Raw genomic sequence first — 19,680 nt, 5'->3', positions numbered from 1 at the left:
TGACTACCTCAGCATGCCGAGAATCTCCCCTTGTATGACTGAATCCGGATCATTGGAGGAGCACAAGGGATCGAACGTGCGACGCACATGCGAACGGTGCCTGGTCAGGGCGTTCACCCGACCAGGCACCGTTCGAGCGGACCCACGAGGGGCCGTGCGTCCCGCCTGTCAAAATGCGTCACAGCCGTACGGGACGACCGGCGACGTGGTAGTTCAGTCGTTCGCGACGATCGCGTAGCGCGGCTCGTTCTCGGCCATCTGCCGCAGCGCGTCCTTGCGCTCGCGCTTGGAGAGCCGGTCGATGTACAGGTAGCCGTACAGGTGGTCCGTCTCGTGCTGGAGGCAGCGCGCGAAGTAGCCCGTACCGCGCACCCTGATCGGGTTGCCCTTCTCGTCCTGCCCGGCGACCTCGGCGTAGTCGGGGCGGGCGAGCGGCGCGTAGGCGGTCGGCACGGAGAGGCAGCCCTCGTTGCTCTCGTCGAGCTGGCGCTGGTCGGCGGGCAGGTCCACGAGCTTCGGGTTGCAGACCACACCGACGTGCCGGGTGCCCTGGTCGTCCTGGCAGTCGTAGACGAAGACCTTCAGGTCGACGCCGATCTGGTTGGCGGCCAGGCCGACGCCCTCCGCGGTGCGCTGGCTCGCGAACATGTCGGCGACCAGCTGCTCCAGCTCGTCCCCGAAGTCGGTGACGTCCTTGCACTCCTTGTGCAGAACCGGGTTCCCGACCACCGTGATCGGCTGCGAGGTGCCGCGCTCGCGGTAGGCCGCCTCGCGCTCCTCGGAGTCCTCGGTGTCGATGACGAAGCCGTCGTCGTCCACGGGGAGCACGCCCACGTGCTGCTGATCGGTGTCCTGCTGCGCCATGACGACGTACGCCTTCCTCAGACCTCGGTAAATTCTGCGAGTACAGCCTAAAGGGGTACTCAGCAGACCTCTTCCAGATCCCGCCAGTCACGGGAGTCCGGGCTGTCCGCGACCCAGCCGTCGAGCAGGCCGCGCACCAGCGAGGCGGGCGCCGCGAGGCCGCACTCCCGCTCGGGAACCCAGAGCTGCCCGTCGGTGCGATGACCGAGCGGACCGGGGTGCCCCGGCTCACTGTGGTCGTGCGGGTCGAGGTGTTCCTCGTCGCCCTCGTCGGACGGCATCCGGGACTCGGAGCACATCCGGCACAGCAGCCGTACGGACGACGACCAGTCCTCCGCGGCGAAGCCGGCGTCGGCGGCGAGCTGCTCCAGCGCGTCCCGGTCGTCCTCGGTGGCCGCCTCCAGGAGGACGACCCAGGTGGGCACCGGAGAGGGGGCCCACAGCTCGATCTCGTCGAAGACCGGGTAGGCGTGCCCCGCGGCGGTGGTCCGCTCGCCGTGCGGGACACCGTCGTGCAGCACGACCTCGCCCCAGCGGCGGCCCGAGGACGGCAGCGGGATCGACAGCACCTCGACACGGGCGGGGTCCAGCCTGCGCCCCCACACCACCTCGGCCTCGCCCTCCGGCGACAGCCGGACGGCCGCGCTGCCGAGGTCCATGCCGACCGGCTCACCGGAGACGGCGGCGCCTCCGGGCACCCGCAGTCCGTACGCCTGCCAGGAACGCCGGGCCAGCGGCCAGTCCTGGAGGGCGGTGGCCGCGATCCCCACGTTCCACCAGTCAGGTGCGCCGGTCTCCCGGTCGAGCAGAGCGACGGCCCGCAGTCCCGCCGCCCGCGCCTGCTCCCAGTCGTGCCGGAACTTGTGCAGCAGCGCCAGGTTGAACCAGGACTCGGACAGCCAGGGCTCCAGGTCCGCAGCACGCGTCAGCAGCGCTCCCGCGTCCTCGTAACGGCCGTCGCCGATCAGCGTGAACGCACGGTCGGTGGCCTGCCGCCATGAGGCGGAGGGCCGGTGTCGTCCCTTGCCGAAGATCCTCACGATTCCCGCCTGCCAGTTCCTTGCGTTTCCCGCCTGCCGGTCCTTTGAAGAGTCCCCTGAAGACAGTGCAGCCCCGGGCTGGCCCATGCCCCCGAACACCCTCTTCCTCGCATCCAACCACGGACCGTCGGACGGCCGCTCATTACCCATGGGTTACCCAGCCCAGGGCAAGGTCAGACCGGGTCGGGACAGGACCCGGGCCAGCGACTCCACGACCTCTGGCTGATAGTCGTGGGCGGTGGCCAGCCGCAGCTTCTCCAGGGCCGTCAGCGGCCCTCCGGGCCCTGCTTCCCGGGCCATCTCCTCGTATGCGTTCACGGCCCGGACGATGCGCGCGGTGACGGGCTGCTCCCGGTAGGGGTCCGCCTGCCGCTCCACCACCACGGCGACCTCGGCGTCCACCCCGGTCTGCCGTACGACGGCGCCGCCGAGCAGCGCGATCCGCCGCTGCTCGTCCACCGGGAGCACGACGGTGGCACCGGCCGGCACGGGGTCGACCAGGCTGAGCTGCCCGATGTCGTGCATCAGCGCCGCGTACTCCAGGACGGTGAGGTCGGGCTCGGAAAGGCCCAGCTCACGGCCGACGGCCCGGCTGAGCGCGGCCACGCGCCGGGCGTGCCCGGCCGGTGTGTACCCGGCGATCTCGGTCGCGCGCGCGAGGGAGGCGATCGTCTGCCGGTAGGTGACCCGCACGGCGGCGTACCGCCGGAAGGACAACTGGGTGAGCAGCAGCGGCAGCGAGAAGACGGGCAGCGCCCACAGCCCGACCACCGCGACCGCGAGCGACATGACGGCCCCGGTCGCGCACACGGCCGACCCGATCCCGAGCGTGGCCCGCAGTTCGTCGCGCAGCAGCGGCCCGAACGGCCACCGGGTCCGCATATGGGCCGTCGCCGCCGCGAGCACGGCGTCCCACAGAGTGGTGAGCACGAGCAGCGCGACGAGCAGCAGAGCGTGGGTCGGGCCGCCCCATTCCAGCAACCTGCCCTGCGTGTACAGGGGTTGGAAGCAGACGGCGGCGAAGGCGACAGTGAGGACGCGACGTGCGAGGTGGTCGACCGTGGGCCCGCGGCCCCGTGCCACATGCGGAACGCAGCCGATCAGCGCCGCCGCCACGACGACGGCGACGACCTGGAGGACGCCGTGGTCGGTGCGGTGCCCTGCATTCTCGCCGAGCAACGCGTACGCGAGGGCTCCGGCGGCCCCCAGGGGCGCGGACTCCCTTTCCCCGGTCCCGCTCCACCGGGCGAGCTCGCCGACGGCGATGAGAACGCCGAAAGCCAGGGCGGTGCCGCGTTCGTCGAGTCCGTCCCAGAGGGTGACGCCGAGGGACAGGAGCGCGAGGAGAAGGGCGACGGCTCGGACCGCGGTGAGCGCGCCGGGCGCCCTCCCGGCCGACGGGAGACGGGCGGAACGGGCGGGAAGCCCGCGGCGCGGGGCGGCGGTGCTCACGGCGCCCTCCGCCCGACGGTGCCGGACGGACGCGTCGGCGGCTTGCCGGGACCCGGCAGGACGGACGGGCCGACGTCCGCGGTGACCGCGGGGTGCCAGCCGTGCCGGCCGAGCGCGCGCACCAGCGCCCCCACCATCCGGGGGTCGAACTGCGCCCCCGCGCACCGCTCCAGCTCCTCGAGGGCCACCGGCACGGGCCGGGCCCTGCGGTAGGACCGGGTCGAGGTCATCGCGTCGAACGCGTCGGCGACGGCCACCACCCGGGCGAACTCGGGGATCTGCGACCCCGCCAGCCCGTACGGATATCCGCTCCCGTCCAGCCGCTCGTGGTGATGCAGGATCGCCGACCGGGCCTCGCCGAGGAACCCGATGCCCCGGACCATCTCGTGCCCGTACTCGGGATGCAGTTCGATGACGCGCCGTTCCTCGGGGGTCAGCGGTCCGTCCTTGCGCAGCAGCCGCGTGGGAACGCCGAGTTTGCCGACGTCGTGCAGGATTCCGGCGAACCGGAGCCCCTCGACGCGCTCGTCGTCCATGCCCAGCTCACGGGCGATCATGACGGACGCCTGGCCGACCCGCTCGCTGTGCCCGCGGGTGTAGCCGTCCTTGATGTCGACGGCCTGGACGAGGGCGCGGATGGTGGCCTGGTGGGCGGCCCGTTCGCGGTGGTACTGGGCGAAGACCCAGCAGGACACGTACATGGGCAGCAGGACGAGCAGCGCGGCGACGGGTCCGTAGGGACTGCGCCACAGCACCGCCATCATCAGCCCGGCGAGCCCGTGCACGGCGACGGGTGCCAGCGAGCGCGCGAAGAGGCCGCGCCAGGCACCGCGTGCCGGCGCCCGCTCGGCCAGCGCCAGGATCCCGCCGTCGAGAACGGTGAGCACGGCACAGAAGGTGAGCACCGCGGCCCCGGCGGGCACCAGCGCGTAGGGGAAGTGGGGCGTGACCACCGCGTCCCGGCCGCCGAGCGCCCCGTGCACCCGGGAGGCCGCCCAGACGGCGACGGCGAGCTGCGCCGCGCGCCAGACCCGGCGCGGGCCGCGCGGCCGCTGTTCGACCCGGGCGAGCAGCGCCCCGGGCAGCGCGACGAGGGCGGCGGCGGGCGGCGGCAGCAGAAAGGCACCGGCCAGCAGTACGGGAAGGAAGGTGCCCATCCCCTGGAGGGACGCGCCGCCGGGCGCACCGGCACCGCGCGGCCGGGGCGGAAACGTGACGCGCTCGCAGCCCGCGTACAGCACGGCGAGCAGCGCGACGATCCACCAGGAGACACGGAGGTGCGGCAGGGGGGCGAGGCAGGCGAGCGCCATGAGAACGACACAGGCCACGTACGCACGGGCCCACGCCGGAACCGAACCCATCTCCTCGTACCTCCCCCGTCCTAGGCTCCGGAGAGCCTAGGACGGGGGAAAGGACGCGGGAACGGGTATGACCCAATCCGCGGGCTCCGAGCCCGCGGATTAGCACGTTCGGGTGATAAACGGACGGACTTCGCCGGTCTTCGCGGACAGCGGCGTCGCCCCGGAGGTCAGGACTCCTGTGCCGTCGCGGTCACGTCGTGCTCGGGCACGGTCTGCCCGGAGCGGATCAGATCGATGCGGCCCATCACCTTGGCCCGCAGATCGGTGGGCACGTCGTCATGGCCGCAGCACCGCTTGACCAGCTTCTTGACGGCCTGCTCGAGGCCGTACTTCTCCAGGCACGGGGAGCACTCTTCGAAGTGGACCTCGAACTTGGTGCAGTCCGCGTCCGGCATCTCATGATCGAGGAACTCGTAGAGATGATCGAGTACCTCACTGCAATCCGTCTCGTGCGGCTCTCCGCAGCTCATGAGCCCGAGCCTTTCGCTTCGTTCGACTCTCCGGCGCCGGCCGGGACGAGCCCGCGGTCACGGGCGTAGTCCTCCAGCATGCCGCGCAGTTGGCGACGACCCCGGTGCAGCCGGGACATCACCGTACCGATGGGTGTCCCCATGATGTCCGCGATCTCCTTGTACGCAAAGCCCTCTACGTCCGCGAGATAGACGGCGATGCGGAATTCCTCGGGGATCGCCTGCAGCGCTTCCTTGACGTCCGAGTCGGGCAGGTGGTCGAGCGCCTGCGACTCGGCCGAACGGAGGCCGGTCGACATGTGCGACTCGGCACGCGCCAGCTGCCAGTCCTCGATCTCCTCGGCCGCACTGCGCTGGGGTTCGCGCTGCTTCTTGCGGTACGAGTTGATGAAGGTGTTGGTGAGAATGCGGTACAGCCACGCCTTGAGGTTGGTGCCCTCACGGAACTGGTGGAAGGACGCGTACGCCTTGGCGTACGTCTCCTGCACCAGGTCCTCGGCGTCGGCCGGGTTGCGCGTCATGCGCAGGGCGGCCGAGTACATCTGGTCGAGGAATTCGAGCGCGTCCCGCTCGAAGCGCGCGGTGCGCTCGGCGGACGACTCCGTGCTCGTGCCCTGGCCCTCGGGCTGCTCCGCCTGGCCGTGTTCGGTCCCTGCGTCGGTCCCAGTGACCGGACCCACCTCCTCCAGCGATGTAGTGGCACCGAGACCGGTCCCACTGGAATCGGAGGATAGACGAACATCATGCCCGCCCGCCGCCCGAATCGGGGCGTTCTTGCCCGCGTGCAGCACCGTCCAGTCCAGGTCAGCGCGGCTGCTGCGGCTCGGGCAGAAGGTCGAACCCATGCGGCGGACTTCCTCTCGTACGAACGGGCCAGCACGCTCCGTGCTGTCTGATCCGCACAACAGAAGTCCGTCACTCTGCATTCCCGGCCGTCACCCGAGTGACGCGGCCCACCGCACGACACCGTCCGTGACGACCTTCAGCGCCTCCTCCTGGCCGAGCGGAGCCCGTTTCGGGACGGCGAAGCCGTGATCTCCGAAGGGCACCTCGATCAGCTCGTACGAGCCCGGCGGGAACTCCTCCGGCTTCCCGAACGGGTCGTTGCCGCCCTGGACGACGAGCGTGGGCACCCCCGCGCCGAGCAGCTCGCCGGCGCGGGACTTCTCGGGGCTGCCCGGCGGGTGGAGCGGGAAGCCGAGTGCGAGGACGGCGGCGGCCCCGAGTTCGGTCGCGGTCCTGCACGCGACGCGGGCACCCGCGCTGCGGCCGCCGGAGACCACCGGGAGCCCGGGCTTCGCCAGCGCCGGCCACACTCCCCGCCATCCCACGTCCAACGTCCTCGGCGCCGGCGCCAGCTTCTTCCCGGCCACCCGCCAGGGCTGCTCCACGAGCGCGACGCTCACCCCGTGAGCGGGCAGCACCTCGGCGAGCGCCCGCAGGTCCCGGGCCTCGATGCCGCCGCCCGCGCCATGGCTCACGGCGAGGACGAGCCGCGCCCGCCGCGCCCGGTGCCAGGTGACGCGGGCCGTACCGGCGTCCGTCTCGATCGTCTCGCTCACGTCGTTGATCTCGGTCACGTCAGAAGAGTGTGCCCTCCTCGGGCCCCTCCAGCTCCTTCAGCAGCTCCGGTCCGTTGTTGCGGACATTGCTGACCGCGGTGGAGACGGGGTACGCGCGCATCAGGCCGGTGGGCGGCGGCGCGAGCAGGTCACGGAGTTCGTCCGGGTCCGCGCGGGACGGGTCGAGCCAGCTGTCCCAGCGGTCGGGGGTGAGCATCAGGGGCATCCGTGGGTGGATGTCGGCCAGCGCGTGCGGGCCCTCGGCGGGGGCGGCCGCGAGCGGGGTCGTCTCCGCCTCTGTCGTGATGACCGAGCAGGTCACCCACCAGGCCAGCGGATGCTCCTCCGGGAGCGTCCTGTCCCGCCAGAACTCGTACAGTCCCGCCATCGCGAAGACCGAGCCGTCCGCGGGCGTCACGAAGTACGGCTGCTTGCGCGGCCGCTTCTTCCTGCCCTCGACCTCCAGATCACGCTCGGCGCTGCCGGTGACCCACTCGTAGTAGCCGTCGGCGGGGATGATGCAGCGCCGGGAGGTGAAGGCCCGGCGGTACGAGGGCTTCTCGTGCACCGTCTCCGCTCGGGCGTTGATCATCCGGGCGGCGCCCTCGGGTGTCTTGGCCCAGGACGGGACGAGTCCCCACTTGAGTCTGCGGAGCTGGCGAACCGGCCTCGGGCTGTCCGCGTCCTTCACAGGACGGTCGAGGACGGCGTAGACCTCCTTCGTCGGGGCCACGTTGTAGTCGGGCGCCAGGGCCTGCTCGGGATCCCTCTTCTCGATCTCAAAGATTCCTGCGAGATCCTCGGGTCCACGACTGGCTGCATACCGTCCGCACATACGTGCAACACTGCCAGATTCCGCGTCACAAAAGGGAGCCACCGCCGACAATGGACAGCACCGCATCCTCCTCGCTGGCCTCGCTCACCTCCCTCTGGGACCAGGTCTTCGGCAGTCAGCCGGATCCCGACCTGTGGGTGGTGATCGCCACCATGGTCGCGGCGCTCGCGGTGATCGTCCCGCACGGGATCTGGCGTCTCTCCCGCAACGCCATCACCATCGCGCACGAGGGCGGCCACGGCCTGGTCGCGCTGCTCACCGGGCGCAGTCTCAGCGGCATCCGGCTGCACTCCGACACCAGCGGTCTCACGGTCAGCCGCGGCAAGCCGACCGGCCTCGGCATGATCCTGACGGCGGCGGCGGGCTACACCGCTCCCCCGCTGCTCGGCCTCGGCGGCGCCGCGCTGCTCGGCGCGGGCCACATCACCCTGCTGCTGTGGGCGGCCACGGCCCTGCTGATAGCCATGCTGGTGATGATCCGCAACGCCTACGGCGCGCTCACCGTGATCCTCACCGGCGGCACCTTCCTGCTGGTGTCCTGGCTCGCCGGACCCCAGGTGCAGGCCGCGTTCGCGTACGCCGTGGTGTGGTTCCTGCTCCTCGGCGGCGTCCGCCCGGCCTTCGAACTCCAGGCCAAGCGGATGCGCGGCAACGCGGGCGACTCGGACGCCGACCAGTTGTCGCGGCTGACGCACGTACCCGCCGGGCTCTGGCTGTTCCTCTTCCACGCCGTGTCGCTGTGCTCGCTGATGGGCGGCGGGCGCTGGCTGCTCGGACTGTGAACCGCGGGCCGCTGCCCGAAGCGCCCTGAACTGCGTCGCGACCCTTCGGCGAGCCCCCGGAGGATGCCGTGCCCGGTTCCCCCGCGCGGACGTCACCGGCGGTGACGGACCCGCGGCTGCCCCGCCCCCTGCCACTAAAGTGGGGCGCATGACCGTGAACCCCGCCCACACCGCCCTCTGGCCAGCCCCGCACGCAAGCGGAGCCGTCGACGCGACGGTTCACGTGCCGGGGTCCAAGTCGGTCACCAACCGCGCTCTCGTGCTGGCCGCGCTGGCCTCCGAGCCGGGCTGGCTGCGCCGCCCACTGCGTTCCCGCGACACCCTGCTGATGGCCGGCGCGCTGCGCGAGATGGGCGTGGGCATCGAGGAGACGGTCGGCTCCAGCTCGACGGTCGCGGGGGGCCCGGAAGCCTCCGGCGAGGCCTGGCGGGTCATCCCCTCGGGCCTGCGCGGCCCGGCCACCGTCGACGTCGGCAACGCGGGCACCGTGATGCGCTTCCTGCCCCCGGTCGCCGCGCTCGCGGACGGCCCCATCCGGTTCGACGGCGACCCCCGGTCGTACGAACGTCCGCTGAACGGCGTGATCGACGCGCTGCGCCTGCTCGGCGCCCGCATCGACGACGACAGCCGCGGCGCGCTGCCGCTGACGGTGCACGGCGGTGGCGCCCTGGACGGCGGCCCGGTGGAGATCGACGCGTCGTCGTCCTCCCAGTTCGTCTCCGCGCTGCTGCTGTCGGCCCCGCGCTTCAACCAGGGTGTCGAGGTCCGGCACATCGGCTCGACGCTCCCTTCCATGCCGCACATCCGGATGACTGTCGACATGCTGCGCGCGGTCGGCGCCCAGGTGGACACCCCGGAGTCGGGCGGCGAGCCGAACGTCTGGCGGGTGACGCCGGGCGCGCTGCTCGGCCGCGACCTGATCATCGAGCCGGACCTGTCGAACGCCCAGCCGTTCCTGGCGGCGGCCCTGGTGACCGGCGGCACGGTCGTCGTCCCCGACTGGCCCGCGCACACCACCCAGCCCGGCGACCGGCTGCGGGAGATCTTCACCGAGATGGGTGGCTCCTGCGAACTGACCGAGAGCGGACTGGAGTTCACCGGTTCGGGTGCGATTCACGGTATCGATGTGGACCTCGGCGAGGTCGGTGAGCTGACCCCGGGCATCGCGGCGGTCGCGGCGCTCGCCGACTCCCCCTCCACGCTCCGCGGCGTGGCCCATCTGCGGCTGCACGAGACGGACCGGCTGGCCGCGCTCACCAAGGAGATCAACGAACTCGGCGGCGACGTCACCGAGACCGCCGACGGCCTGCACATCCGGCCGCGCCGACTGCACGGCGGCATCTTCCACACGTACGACGACCACCGCATGGCGACGGCCGGCGCGATCCTCGGGCTGGCGGTGGAAGGCGTCCAGATCGAGAACGTGGCGACGACGGCGAAGACCCTGCCGGACTTCCCCGACCTGTGGACCGGAATGCTCGGGAACTGACGGGCGGACCTGGATCATGCGCCGTTACGGCAAGAACACCGACGAGGACGACATCCGCCAGCGGCCGAACCGCAAGGGCAACCGTCCGCGTACGAACATCCGCCCCAAGCACGAGGAAGCCGTCGAGGGCATGGTCCTCACGGTCGACCGGGGCCGTCTGACCTGCCTCGTCGAGGACCGCGTCGTGATGGCGATGAAGGCCCGCGAACTGGGCCGCAAGGCCGCCGTCGTCGGCGACCGGGTGGCCATCGTCGGCGATCTGTCCGGCGAGAAGGACACTCTCGCCCGCATCGTCCGCATCGAGCCGCGCGGTTCGGTGCTGCGCCGCACGGCCGACGACGACGATCCGTACGAGCGCGTGGTCGTCGCCAACGCCGACCAGCTCGCCATCGTCACCGCTCTCGCCGACCCCGAGCCGCGCCCCCGCCTGATCGACCGCTGTCTGGTGGCGGCCTTCGACGGCGGCCTGACCCCGCTCCTCGTGCTGACGAAGTCGGACCTGGCCCCGCCGGACAAGTTCCTGGAGCTGTACGGCGCGCTGGACATCCCGTACGTGGTGACCAGCCGCGATGAGCTGCGGAGCAAGGCCGCCGCCGATCGTGTGCGCGAGCAGCTGGACGGCAGGATCACGGCGTTCGTCGGCCACTCCGGTGTCGGCAAGACGACTCTGGTCAACGCGCTGGTGCCGCCCGAGCAGCGCCGGACGACCGGTCACGTCAACGCGGTCACGGGCCGCGGCCGGCACACGACCACCTCGGCGCTGGCCCTGCCGCTGGCGGGCAGCGCCGGTGGCTGGGTCGTCGACACCCCGGGCGTCCGTTCCTTCGGCCTGAACCACGTCGATCCGTCCCGGGTCATCAACGCCTTCCCCGACCTCGTACCCGGCACCGAGGGCTGCCCCCGCGCGTGCAGTCACGACGAGCCGGACTGCGCGCTCGACCAGTGGGTGGCGGACGGCCACGCGGACCCGCAGCGGCTGTACTCGCTGCGCCGGCTGCTGTCCACGCGGGAGCGCCGCGAGGGCGACTGACCTTCCCCGTGTTTGCGTGCGCCCGCCGTCGGTAAGGGCTTCTCCCGACCGGTGAATGCATAATCGCACCGAGCCGGATCCGGGCCGGCCGAAGCAGTCGACGTGCGGATGAGGGAGGACACGACATGGCGTGGCTGCTGGTCGTTGTGGCGGGACTGCTCGAAACAGGCTTCGCCGTCTGCCTGAAGCTCTCGCACGGCTTCACCAGACTCTGGCCCACCGTCGCCTTCTGCGTCTTCGCCCTCGGCAGCTTCGGCCTGCTGACGCTCTCCCTGAAGAAGCTCGACGTCGGTCCGGCCTACGCGGTGTGGACCGGCATCGGCGCGGCGGGCACCGCCATCTACGGCATGATCTTCCTCGACGACCTGGTCTCCATCCTCAAGATCGTCTCGATCAGCCTGGTCATCATGGGCGTCATCGGACTCCAGCTGTCGGGGTCGGCGCACTGAGCACACGCCCCGGGGCCCTCAGACCCCGAGCCGCTGGGACGGCGCCAGCGCGGTCTTGACCAGCTCCGTGACCCCTCCCCGGGCGGGCGGCGCCACGACCCACGACAGCGCGAGCCTGACCACCAGTTCGCACGCCCGCGTGACCTCGGGGGTGTCCGCCCTGGACATGGCGAGGGCGGCGACCGCGCGGTCACGGACCAGCGCCACGAAGTCGCTGGGCGAGGGCAACGGCCCGTCGGCGCGCCGCTGCGCGGGCACCGCGGACGACGAGGGCACGGCGGACAGCCCGGGCGAGGGCAGCCGCTCGCCCCAGCACCCGGTCAGCATCGCCCGCACGAGCGCGTTGCTGCGCGCCGCCGACGCGGTCCACTCGGCGGCCGCGACCAACCGCTCCCGCGCGTCCGTATGAGCGGCCAGGGCCCGGTCGACCCCGGCTAGATAGGCATCGGCCTCTCGCCGTACGAGGGCACGCGCGAGCCCGTCCTTGCTCCCGAACTCGTTGTAGAGCGTCTGGCGTGACACCCCGGCCACGGCGGCCACATCGACCATCCGCACCGCGGACCACGCCCGGCGCACCAGCGCCGTATAGGCGGCGTCCAAGAGGGATTCTCGCGCTGCGGGCATCATCGCCTCCCTGGGGCGAGCGACTCTGCAGCCAGATTTGACGCGTGCGGAAGCACTGTCAAGGGTTCGCGGCGGCTCCGAGGGGCGCGTGTACGAACCCGCACGCATCCGGGCCCCGGACACGAGCCCCCGCGGCCGTCCCCGGCGGACGCGCCCGGCGCGGCACCGGTGCGCCGTCCCCGCGATGATCCCCGTCCTGTGTAGCCCCGTCCGGACGCGGGCAGATACGGTTCACCCATGCCCGACTATCGCGATGACCTGCGCCTCGCCCATGTCCTGGCGGACGCCGCCGACGCCGCGACGATGGACCGGTTCAAGGCGCTCGACCTGAAGGTCGAGACCAAGCCGGACATGACGCCGGTGAGCGAGGCGGACAAGGCCGCCGAAGAGCTCATCCGCGGACAGCTCCAGCGGGCCAGGCCGCGCGACGCGATCCTCGGCGAGGAGTACGGCATCGAGGGCACGGGCCCGCGCCGCTGGGTCATCGACCCGATCGACGGCACCAAGAACTACGTCCGCGGTGTCCCCGTCTGGGCCACGCTGATCTCCCTGATGGAGGTGGGCGAGGGCGGCTACCAGCCGGTCGTCGGGGTCGTCTCCGCCCCCGCGCTCGGCCGTCGCTGGTGGGCGGCGAAGGGGCACGGCGCCTTCACCGGCCGCAGTCTGTCCTCGGCGAGCCGTCTGCGGGTCTCCAGCGTCTCGCGGATGGCCGACGCCTCCTTCGCGTACTCCTCGCTGTCCGGCTGGGAGGACCAGGGCCGCCTCGACGGCTTCCTCGACCTCACGAAGGCGGTCTGGCGCACCCGGGGTTACGGCGACTTCTGGCCCTACATGATGGTCGCCGAGGGCTCGGTGGACATCTGCGCCGAACCCGAGCTGTCGCTGTGGGACATGGCGGCGACCGCGATCGTGGTGACCGAGGCGGGCGGCTCCTTCACCGGCCTCGACGGACGCCCCGGCCCGCACAGCGGCAACGCGGCCGCGTCGAACGGCCTTCTCCACGACGAGATGCTGGGCTATCTCAACCAGCGCTACTAGTGACACTCGGTCAACCCGGGCCCGGCCGTTGCGCGTTGCACGGCGTTCTTCCCGGCAGTCCACCGCGACAAGGCCAACGGCCGCCGACCGGGCCGACGACCGACGAGTCGGTTCGGTCCAGCCGGGCCGGGTGACGTACGTAGGCACGATGGCCGTGATGTGACCGTGACGCATGGTGGTGCTGCTCGCTGCCATGCTGCGGACATGTCTGATGAAACGCTCGCCGAGAGCGCCGCTCCGGCTACGTCACCGTCCACACCGGCACCGGCAGAGCCTGCGCGGGGGAATCGGTTGTGGGGCGCCGTGGCGGCGTCGGTAGCGGCCGGGCTCGTGATCGGTGCCGGTGCCGTCGCCCTGGCATGGAATCTCTCCGGGTCCGGGGACGACCGGGCGTTCACGCTCGTGGGGCGGGTGCAGATCGGGGGCAGTTCAGGAGCCTCGGGGCCTTGCGGCGGCAATCAGGAGTTCGGCGACCTCGACAAGGGTGCGCCGGTGACCGTCTTCGACTCGGCAGGTCGGGTCGTCGCGACCGGGTCACTGGGAAGCGGCGCCTACGACGCCTTCGCGAAGTGCACCTTCCCGATCGCCGTGCGGGGGGTGCCGGACGGATCGAACTCGTATGCGGTGCAGGTCGGTTGGCACGAGAGGAAGAAGATCACGAACGAGGATGCACGGACCGGAAGCCTGGTCATGGAGTTCGGCATGTCGTGATCGAGATCCGGGCCGGCGGGCGAGTGGCGCACGCCGGCCCGGGACGCAGGATCTCGCCTCGCGGGCAACCGGCGCACGTCGACCCGGGACGCGAAGCGGTGCCGTACCTCACCGGCCGGAGCATTCGATACCGGCGGTACCGGCGCGACGCGTGAGCAGCCCCGGCCGACCCGGGGCTGCTGAGTAACCCTCGGGCGCCCCCGAACTCACGGCACACGCCCTCTTGTTGACCCTCCCTTTAACTGCGACCCTGAGAGCTCCCCCACTTGTGAACTTGTGAACCGCTTCTCTTTGGACTCCGTCAAGGAACCGAGGAGCCGGCGGATCACCAAGGAGGTGGCTCCAGCCCATGCTCGTTCGCGACGCCATGAGCACGGTGGTCCTCACCATCGGCCCGGCACATACCCTCCGCCAGTCGGCCCGTCTGATGTCCGCACGCCGCGTCGGCGCGGCGGTGGTCCTCGACGAGGAATCCTCCGGCCTCGGCATCCTCACCGAGCGCGACATCCTCAACTCCCTCGCCCACGGCCAGAACCCGGACTCGGAGACCGCAGGCAGCCACACCACCACCGACGTCGTCTTCGCGGCGCCCTCCTGGACCTTGGAGGAGGCCGCATCCGCGATGTCGCACGGCGGCTTCCGGCATCTGATCGTGCTCGACGGCAGCGGCCCGGTCGGCATCGTCTCGGTCCGCGACATCATCCGCTGCTGGGCGCCCGCGCGGCAGAACGTACCGGCCTGAGCACACGAGCGGGCCGGAGCCCGGGGTCGCCCCCGCACTCCGGCCCGCTCGCCCACCACAGACAGGCGCACCCGTCACCCCCGTTGCCCGCCATCAGCCCCGCAGGGCCCGGACCGCGGCTTCCAGCCGCTTGCCGAAGTCACCGTCCGCCCGGCGGAAGTTGTCGATCGCGCGCTCGGCGATGTCGTCACGGGAGACCTTGGCGATGAAGCCGGCCAGGTTCTCGATCAGCCTGCCCTTCTCGTCCTCGGACATCAGGCGGTACAGGTTGCCCGCCTGCACGAAGTCGTCGTCCTCGGAGTGGACCGGGGCCGCGGTGTCGCCGGTGGCACCGGTGACCGCGACCGGCTGCCACAACGGACGGTCCGTCTGGAAGGGGCCACCGAAGCTGTTCGGTTCGTAGTTCTTCGCGCCCCTGTGGCGGCCGTCGTACAGGAAACCGTCGCGCGCGTGGGTGCGCGCCTCGGTGGCGTGCGGGCGGTTCACCGGCAGCTGGCCGGCGTTGATCCCGACCCGGTAGCGGTGCGCGTCCCCGTACGCGAACAGCCGTCCCTGAAGCATCTTGTCGGGCGAGGGCCCGATCCCCGGAACGAAGTGCGCCGGGGAGAAGATGCTCTGCTCGACCTCGGCGAAGATGTTCTCCGGGTTGCGGTCGAGCTCCAGCCTGCCGATCTCGACCGGCGGGTAGTCCTCGTGCGGCCACACCTTGGTGAGGTCGAACGGGTTGAAGCGGTAGTCCGCGGCCTCGGCCGCCGGCATGACCTGCACCTGCACGGTCCAGGAAGGGAAGTCACCGCGCTCGATGGCCTCGCGCAGGTCGCGCTGGTGGGAGTCGGGGTCCTCACCGGCGAGCCGGCCGGCCTCGGCCGGGGTGAGGTTCTTGATGCCCTGGTCGGTCTTGAAGTGGTACTTGACCCAGAAGACCTCGCCGGCCTCGTTGTTCCACTGGTACGTGTGCGAGCCGTACCCGTTGAGGTGCCGGTAGGAGGCGGGGATCCCCCGGTCGCCGAAGAGCCAGGTCACCTGGTGGGTGCTCTCCGGACTCAGTCCCCAGAAGTCCCACACGTTGTCGGCCTCCTGGGAGCCCGTGTACGGGTCGCGCTTCTGCGTGTGGATGAAGTCGGGGAACTTGATGGCGTCCTTGATGAAGAACACCGGGGTGTTGTTGCCGACGAGGTCGTAGTTGCCCTCCTCGGTGTAGAACTTCAGCGCGAAGCCGCGGGGATCCCGCACGGCGTCCGCCGATCCGAGGTTCCCCGCCACCGTCGAGAACCGCAGGAAGGTCTCGGTCCGCTTGCCGACCTCGGAGAGGAACGCGGCGCGGGTCCACCGCGAGACATCACGGGTCAGCGTGAACGTGCCGTACGCGGCGGCACCGCGCGCGTGGACGACACGCTCCGGAATGCGCTCCCGGTTGAAGTGCGCGAGCTTCTCCAGCAGGAGCTGGTCCTGCACGAGGACGGGTCCGCCGACGCCCGCGGTCTCGCTGTTCTGGTTGTCGGCAACCGGCGCGCCGGCCTCCGTCGTAAGCGGTCCCTGCGTCACGTGCGCCTCCAGCGTCATCCAGGCCAGTCCGGTCGCATGGCCAATACCCAACGACCCTACATTAGACAATGTCCAAATCAAGCAGGCTTCTAAAGTCACACCCGTTCGGGATCTGGTTCACCTGCTGTTACGCTGACCTGTATGAGTGACCTGTTGGAACGACTGCGCGGACGTGGATGGCGGATGACCGCACAGCGACGTGTCGTGGCCGAGGTCCTCGACGGCGATCACGTCCATCTGACGGCCGACGAGGTGCACGCCCGGGCCGTGGCCAAGCTGCCCGAGATCTCCCGGGCGACCGTCTACAACACGCTGGGTGAGCTGGTCTCGCTCGGCGAGGTTCTGGAAGTCGCCACGGACAAGCGCGCCAAGCGGTACGACCCGAACGCGCACCGGCCGCACCACCATCTGGTCTGCGCCCAGTGCGGCGCGATCCGCGACGTCCACCCGATCGGCAACCCGCTCACCGACCTCCCCGACTCGGAGCGCTTCGGCTTCACGGTCTCTGACGTCGAGGTGACGTACCGCGGCGTCTGCCCGAACTGCGCGGCGGCAACGGCGGCATAGAAGCACGCACACGAAAGCCCCGGCACGCGACGCGTGCCGGGGCTTTCGTCTGCCCACCGTTCCGCCGACCACGGCCCACCACCGCCGTTCGGGACCCCTGCTCCGCGTCCGCTGCCCTCCTCCGCGCTCCCTGCTCCGCGTTCGCTGTTCGCTGTTCGCTGTTCGCAGGAGCGCTTCGGCGCCACGGTCCGGGAATGCACCGAGGGCCGGAACCCTTTCGGATTCCGGCCCTCGGCCTTCAGTAGCGGGGACAGGATTTGAACCTGCGACCTCTGGGTTATGAGCCCAGCGAGCTACCGAGCTGCTCCACCCCGCGTCGATGAACTGAACAGTACGTCAACTCTGTGGCCAGCGCAAATCCCTTGATCGAACACTCCGGCAGGCAGCTCTTCACCTCTCGACGACCGGTGACATCGCGGCCCACCCGACGACCGAGGGCGGGGTAGCCATGGCCGGCGGCGAAGAAACGGAGCCGGGGAGACGGCCGCCAGAGGCGGCAGGGGCGCCCCTCCCGTCGCACGAAGCCGACATCCGGAGAGGGCGGGGCGACGGAAACAAAAGCAACGCGGGCCCCCGCCCGTCGGACCTGGTCGGGGCCCGGTCCGCCCGGTCCACTCGGTCCACTCGGTCCGAAACTGGTCAACCGGCGTACCTGGGCCGAGGCGGAGCCACCGATGCGCCCAGCCCGATAGCGGAGCCCCACACGCCCAAGCCACGACGGGCCCCGCGCCCGAGGCCGTAGCAGGCCCGGTCCCACCCCGGCCGAGACGGCCGCCGGCACGCCCCAGCCGAAGCCGAGCCCCACCCGCTCCAACCGAAACACGCTCCGGCCCTGTCCCCGCCGAGGGTGCGCCCGACGCGCTCAGGCCGATCTGGAGCCCGGCGCTCAGGCCGGGGCAAGGCTCGACGCGCTCAGGTCGACACCGAGCCCGGTGCGGGCCTCAGGCCGGGCAGGGCCCCGGCCGAGCCCCGCGACCCGGCCCACCGCACCTCACGCGGACAGCTCCTCCCGCAAAGCGTCCCGCAGCCGCGCCGCCCGTTCGGAGACCTCCGCGGGTCCCAGGGACACGGCCCGGTCGGCCCATCGCTGTCCCTCCGCCAGCTCCCCGCGCCGCGCGTACACGAGCGCCAGCCGAAGGGCCGCCCGCCCGTGTCCCGCGTCGGCCGCGCGGGTCCACCACAGCGCCGCCTCCGGCTCGCTCCCCTCCCGGGCGAGCAGCAGCCCGAGATTGAAGGCACCGTTGCGCGACCCGGCCTCGGCGGCCTCGCGGTACCAGCGGGCCGCCTCCACCACGTCGCCCCGCGCCGCGGCCAGCATCCCGACCCGCACCTGCGCACGCCGGTGCCCCTGGGACGCCGCCCGCTCGTACCACTCCTCGCACTCGCTCTTCTCCTGCTCGGGCTCCCCGAGTTCGTGCGCGGGCGCCGGTGGCCGCCGGGCGTCGAGCACGGCCGCCAGGCGGTACGCGGCCTCGGCGCTGCCGCCTCCCGCGGCGCACCGCAGATACCGCTCCGCCGCCGGCTCGTCGCCCTCCCGCAGCCGCGCGATGGCGACCTGAAGCGCCGCCTCCGTGTGTCCGGCGGCGGCCGCCCGCTCGTACCACCGCAGCGCGGCGGCGTCATCGCTGTCGGTGGCGCGTCCGGCGTGCAGGATGCCGAGGTTGAACGCGGCGTCCACGCTCCCGGCCTCCGCGGCCTTGGAGAACCACGGCTCGGCTCCGGCCGCGTCGCCGACCTGGAGCAGCAGGATCGCCAGGGCGTTCGCGGCCTCCCGATGACCGGCGTACGCGGCCCTGCGGTACCACTGTTCGGCCTGCGCGGTCCGCCCCTGCTCGGCGCAGAGCAGTCCGAGGTTGTACGCGCCGTTGACATCCCCCGCGTCCATCGCGGCCCGGTACCACCGCTCGGCGGTCTGCGTCTCACCGCGCTCGGCGTGCTGTGCGCCCAGCGCGTTGGCGGCGTTCCCGTCGCCGTCCTGTGCGGCCCGCAGCCACCAGACGGCGGCGCTCTCGGGGTCTCCGGCGTCGCGCAGCAGGAACCCGAGTGCGCACGCGGCACGCGCCTCCCCGTCCTTGGCGGACGTCAGATACCAGCGCCCGGCCTCCTTGAGGTCGCCCCGCTTCTCCAGGATCGCCCCGAGGTGCAGCGCGGCCCTCCGGTGCCCGCGCGCGGCGGCCTGCCGGTACCACTGCTCGGCGTCCTCGCCCGCGGCACCGATGACACCGTTGTCACCCACGGCCTCACCCGAGTCCAGGGCCTTGCGATCAAGCGTGCGCGCCAGCCGGTACGCGGCCTCGCGATGCCCTCGCTCCGCGGCGGCCCGCATCCACTGCTCGGCACCCACGTCGCTGCGGTGCTCGAGCAGATCGGCGAGCGCGTACGCGCCGAGGGCGTGACCCTGCTCGGCGGACTGGCGCAGCCAGTACTCGGCGGCGGGCTCGTCGCCGCGCTCGCGGTGGAAGCGGCCGAGCGCGTGCGCGGCGGCCGCGCTACCGGCGACGGCGGCGATCCGCCACCATCCGGCGGCCTCCTCGGCGTATCCGCGCTGGTGCAGGAGGACGCCCAGATTGTTGGCGGCCGCGCGGTCACCGGCGGCGGTGGCCGCGCGCAGGTGGGGTTCGGCCGCGCCGAAATCGCCGCGGCGCAGCAGCATGGCTCCGAGGACGCTCATCGCCTCGACGTCGCCGGCTTCGGCGGCCGACCACTGGCGCGCCTCCTCGGCAGCCTCGCCGGTCTCGTCCCGGTCGGAAGGCTGCGTGAGATCCGCAGGCTGCACAAAGTCGGCAGGCTGCGCAAACCGCCCTGTATCCAACAGAGTTGCCTTGTCCCCCATAACGTCCATCGTCGCACCACCTGCAACCTGGGTACACCTGGTATACCGCAGCCAGTGAGGTCACTTCAGCGTTTTGTCGACATGCCCACAGAGAGACAAGTCAAACACAGATCGCCCAACTCCCCCCGCATGTCGCGGCACTTCACACGAGTCGCCAGGTCACCGGGGCGCTCCGGCGTGGCGTCACACACGTCGAAGGCCCGGATCCATGATCTGGATCCGGGCCTTCGACTTCAGTAGCGGGGACAGGATTTGAACCTGCGACCTCTGGGTTATGAGCCCAGCG

The 19,680-nt window shown here is 71.5% G+C and carries 19 protein-coding genes and 1 tRNA gene; 8 read left to right on the top strand and 12 right to left on the bottom strand.

Annotation, left to right across the window (positions count from 1 at the left end):
• Nucleotides 1-213: 213 nt before the first annotated feature.
• From def to ACWD68_RS05440, 8 genes are all read right to left on the bottom strand, one after another.
• A complete protein-coding gene (gene def, locus ACWD68_RS05475; protein ID WP_451805172.1) occupies nt 214-864 on the bottom strand; it encodes a peptide deformylase in 651 nt (216 codons plus the stop codon).
• Nucleotides 865-923: 59 nt separating this feature from the next.
• Complete coding sequence (locus ACWD68_RS05470) at nt 924-1,904, bottom strand: tetratricopeptide repeat protein (RefSeq protein WP_266762575.1); 981 nt, start codon at nt 1,902-1,904, stop codon at nt 924-926.
• Nucleotides 1,905-2,057: 153 nt separating this feature from the next.
• Nucleotides 2,058-3,239 carry an HD-GYP domain-containing protein gene (locus ACWD68_RS05465; RefSeq protein WP_451805345.1) on the bottom strand — a complete coding sequence of 394 codons (1,182 nt, stop codon included), beginning with the start codon at nt 3,237-3,239 and terminating at the stop codon, nt 2,058-2,060.
• Between the two features lie 113 nt (nt 3,240-3,352).
• Entirely contained in the window at nt 3,353-4,717 is a 1,365-nt protein-coding gene (locus tag ACWD68_RS05460; protein ID WP_451805171.1) for an HD-GYP domain-containing protein, read from the bottom strand.
• 167 nt (nt 4,718-4,884) lie between these two features.
• Nucleotides 4,885-5,187, bottom strand: coding sequence for a mycothiol system anti-sigma-R factor (gene rsrA / locus ACWD68_RS05455; protein ID WP_103548068.1), 303 nt, complete (start codon nt 5,185-5,187; stop codon nt 4,885-4,887).
• Nucleotides 5,184-5,867 carry an RNA polymerase sigma factor SigR gene (sigR, locus tag ACWD68_RS05450; RefSeq protein WP_189189352.1) on the bottom strand — a complete coding sequence of 228 codons (684 nt, stop codon included), beginning with the start codon at nt 5,865-5,867 and terminating at the stop codon, nt 5,184-5,186. The genes rsrA and sigR overlap by 4 nt, the downstream gene beginning before the upstream one ends.
• Nucleotides 5,868-6,122: 255 nt before the next feature.
• On the bottom strand, nt 6,123-6,767 hold the full coding sequence (locus ACWD68_RS05445; protein ID WP_451805170.1) for an alpha/beta hydrolase family protein: 645 nt from the start codon (nt 6,765-6,767) through the stop codon (nt 6,123-6,125).
• 1 nt (nt 6,768) lies between these two features.
• The gene (locus ACWD68_RS05440) at nt 6,769-7,584 is read right to left on the bottom strand and encodes an SOS response-associated peptidase (protein WP_451805169.1); all 816 of its coding nucleotides are present in this window, start codon (nt 7,582-7,584) and stop codon (nt 6,769-6,771) included.
• Between the two features lie 50 nt (nt 7,585-7,634).
• Here ACWD68_RS05440 and ACWD68_RS05435 point away from each other — a divergent pair, with 50 nt between their 5' ends.
• The 4 genes from ACWD68_RS05435 to ACWD68_RS05420 all read left to right on the top strand — a co-directional run bounded on the left by ACWD68_RS05435 (nt 7,635) and on the right by ACWD68_RS05420 (nt 11,334).
• Nucleotides 7,635-8,366, top strand: a complete 732-nt coding sequence (locus ACWD68_RS05435) for a M50 family metallopeptidase (protein ID WP_451805168.1) — start codon at nt 7,635-7,637, stop codon at nt 8,364-8,366.
• Nucleotides 8,367-8,514: 148 nt separating this feature from the next.
• The gene (gene aroA / locus ACWD68_RS05430; RefSeq protein ID WP_451805167.1) at nt 8,515-9,855 is read left to right on the top strand and encodes a 3-phosphoshikimate 1-carboxyvinyltransferase; all 1,341 of its coding nucleotides are present in this window, start codon (nt 8,515-8,517) and stop codon (nt 9,853-9,855) included.
• 16 nt (nt 9,856-9,871) lie between these two features.
• On the top strand, nt 9,872-10,885 hold the full coding sequence (gene rsgA / locus ACWD68_RS05425) for a ribosome small subunit-dependent GTPase A (protein WP_451805166.1): 1,014 nt from the start codon (nt 9,872-9,874) through the stop codon (nt 10,883-10,885).
• A 125-nt stretch (nt 10,886-11,010) separates the two neighbouring features.
• Nucleotides 11,011-11,334 (top strand): DMT family transporter, encoded by a 324-nt coding sequence (locus ACWD68_RS05420; RefSeq protein WP_451805165.1) that lies wholly within the window; start codon nt 11,011-11,013, stop codon nt 11,332-11,334.
• A gap of 18 nt (nt 11,335-11,352) precedes the next feature.
• Here the strand turns inward: ACWD68_RS05420 and ACWD68_RS05415 are convergent, their stop codons facing one another.
• Complete coding sequence (locus tag ACWD68_RS05415; protein WP_451805164.1) at nt 11,353-11,961, bottom strand: TetR/AcrR family transcriptional regulator; 609 nt, start codon at nt 11,959-11,961, stop codon at nt 11,353-11,355.
• A gap of 234 nt (nt 11,962-12,195) precedes the next feature.
• Here ACWD68_RS05415 and hisN point away from each other — a divergent pair, with 234 nt between their 5' ends.
• From hisN to ACWD68_RS05400, 3 genes are all read left to right on the top strand, one after another.
• Nucleotides 12,196-12,996: a histidinol-phosphatase gene (gene hisN / locus ACWD68_RS05410; RefSeq protein ID WP_451805163.1), complete on the top strand. Its 801-nt coding sequence runs from the start codon at nt 12,196-12,198 to the stop codon at nt 12,994-12,996.
• A gap of 204 nt (nt 12,997-13,200) precedes the next feature.
• On the top strand, nt 13,201-13,707 hold the full coding sequence (locus ACWD68_RS05405) for a hypothetical protein (RefSeq protein WP_451805162.1): 507 nt from the start codon (nt 13,201-13,203) through the stop codon (nt 13,705-13,707).
• A gap of 349 nt (nt 13,708-14,056) precedes the next feature.
• Nucleotides 14,057-14,449: a CBS domain-containing protein gene (locus ACWD68_RS05400; protein WP_451805161.1), complete on the top strand. Its 393-nt coding sequence runs from the start codon at nt 14,057-14,059 to the stop codon at nt 14,447-14,449.
• Nucleotides 14,450-14,542: 93 nt separating this feature from the next.
• Here ACWD68_RS05400 and ACWD68_RS05395 read toward each other — a convergent pair whose 3' ends face one another.
• Nucleotides 14,543-16,012 (bottom strand): catalase, encoded by a 1,470-nt coding sequence (locus ACWD68_RS05395; RefSeq protein ID WP_451805344.1) that lies wholly within the window; start codon nt 16,010-16,012, stop codon nt 14,543-14,545.
• A 123-nt stretch (nt 16,013-16,135) separates the two neighbouring features.
• Here ACWD68_RS05395 and ACWD68_RS05390 point away from each other — a divergent pair, with 123 nt between their 5' ends.
• Nucleotides 16,136-16,561, top strand: a complete 426-nt coding sequence (locus ACWD68_RS05390) for a Fur family transcriptional regulator (protein WP_266762544.1) — start codon at nt 16,136-16,138, stop codon at nt 16,559-16,561.
• A 242-nt stretch (nt 16,562-16,803) separates the two neighbouring features.
• On the opposite strand, the gene ACWD68_RS05385 is transcribed toward ACWD68_RS05390, so the two are convergent.
• Nucleotides 16,804-16,877, bottom strand: a tRNA-Met gene (locus ACWD68_RS05385).
• A gap of 675 nt (nt 16,878-17,552) precedes the next feature.
• On the bottom strand, nt 17,553-19,403 hold the full coding sequence (locus tag ACWD68_RS05380; protein WP_451805160.1) for a tetratricopeptide repeat protein: 1,851 nt from the start codon (nt 19,401-19,403) through the stop codon (nt 17,553-17,555).
• Between the last annotated feature and the right edge of the window lie 277 nt (nt 19,404-19,680).

The sequence above is a fragment of the Streptomyces sp. NPDC005141 genome, from assembly GCF_053599975.1.
Note: the sequence above shows the minus strand (reverse complement) of the source record. Positions and strands in the feature narration are given on the sequence as shown.

Coding starts and splice junctions, on each gene's coding strand:
- def (WP_451805172.1), bottom strand. CDS start 864: ATGGCGCAGCAGGACACCGATCAGCAGCACGTGGGCGTGCTCCCCGTG.
- ACWD68_RS05460 (WP_451805171.1), bottom strand. CDS start 4,717: ATGGGTTCGGTTCCGGCGTGGGCCCGTGCGTACGTGGCCTGTGTCGTT.
- rsrA (WP_103548068.1), bottom strand. CDS start 5,187: ATGAGCTGCGGAGAGCCGCACGAGACGGATTGCAGTGAGGTACTCGAT.
- ACWD68_RS05440 (WP_451805169.1), bottom strand. CDS start 7,584: ATGTGCGGACGGTATGCAGCCAGTCGTGGACCCGAGGATCTCGCAGGA.
- ACWD68_RS05435 (WP_451805168.1), top strand. CDS start 7,635: ATGGACAGCACCGCATCCTCCTCGCTGGCCTCGCTCACCTCCCTCTGG.
- aroA (WP_451805167.1), top strand. CDS start 8,515: ATGACCGTGAACCCCGCCCACACCGCCCTCTGGCCAGCCCCGCACGCA.
- rsgA (WP_451805166.1), top strand. CDS start 9,872: ATGCGCCGTTACGGCAAGAACACCGACGAGGACGACATCCGCCAGCGG.
- ACWD68_RS05420 (WP_451805165.1), top strand. CDS start 11,011: ATGGCGTGGCTGCTGGTCGTTGTGGCGGGACTGCTCGAAACAGGCTTC.
- ACWD68_RS05415 (WP_451805164.1), bottom strand. CDS start 11,961: ATGATGCCCGCAGCGCGAGAATCCCTCTTGGACGCCGCCTATACGGCG.
- hisN (WP_451805163.1), top strand. CDS start 12,196: ATGCCCGACTATCGCGATGACCTGCGCCTCGCCCATGTCCTGGCGGAC.
- ACWD68_RS05405 (WP_451805162.1), top strand. CDS start 13,201: ATGTCTGATGAAACGCTCGCCGAGAGCGCCGCTCCGGCTACGTCACCG.
- ACWD68_RS05400 (WP_451805161.1), top strand. CDS start 14,057: ATGCTCGTTCGCGACGCCATGAGCACGGTGGTCCTCACCATCGGCCCG.
- ACWD68_RS05395 (WP_451805344.1), bottom strand. CDS start 16,012: ATGACGCTGGAGGCGCACGTGACGCAGGGACCGCTTACGACGGAGGCC.
- ACWD68_RS05390 (WP_266762544.1), top strand. CDS start 16,136: ATGAGTGACCTGTTGGAACGACTGCGCGGACGTGGATGGCGGATGACC.
- ACWD68_RS05380 (WP_451805160.1), bottom strand. CDS start 19,403: ATGGACGTTATGGGGGACAAGGCAACTCTGTTGGATACAGGGCGGTTT.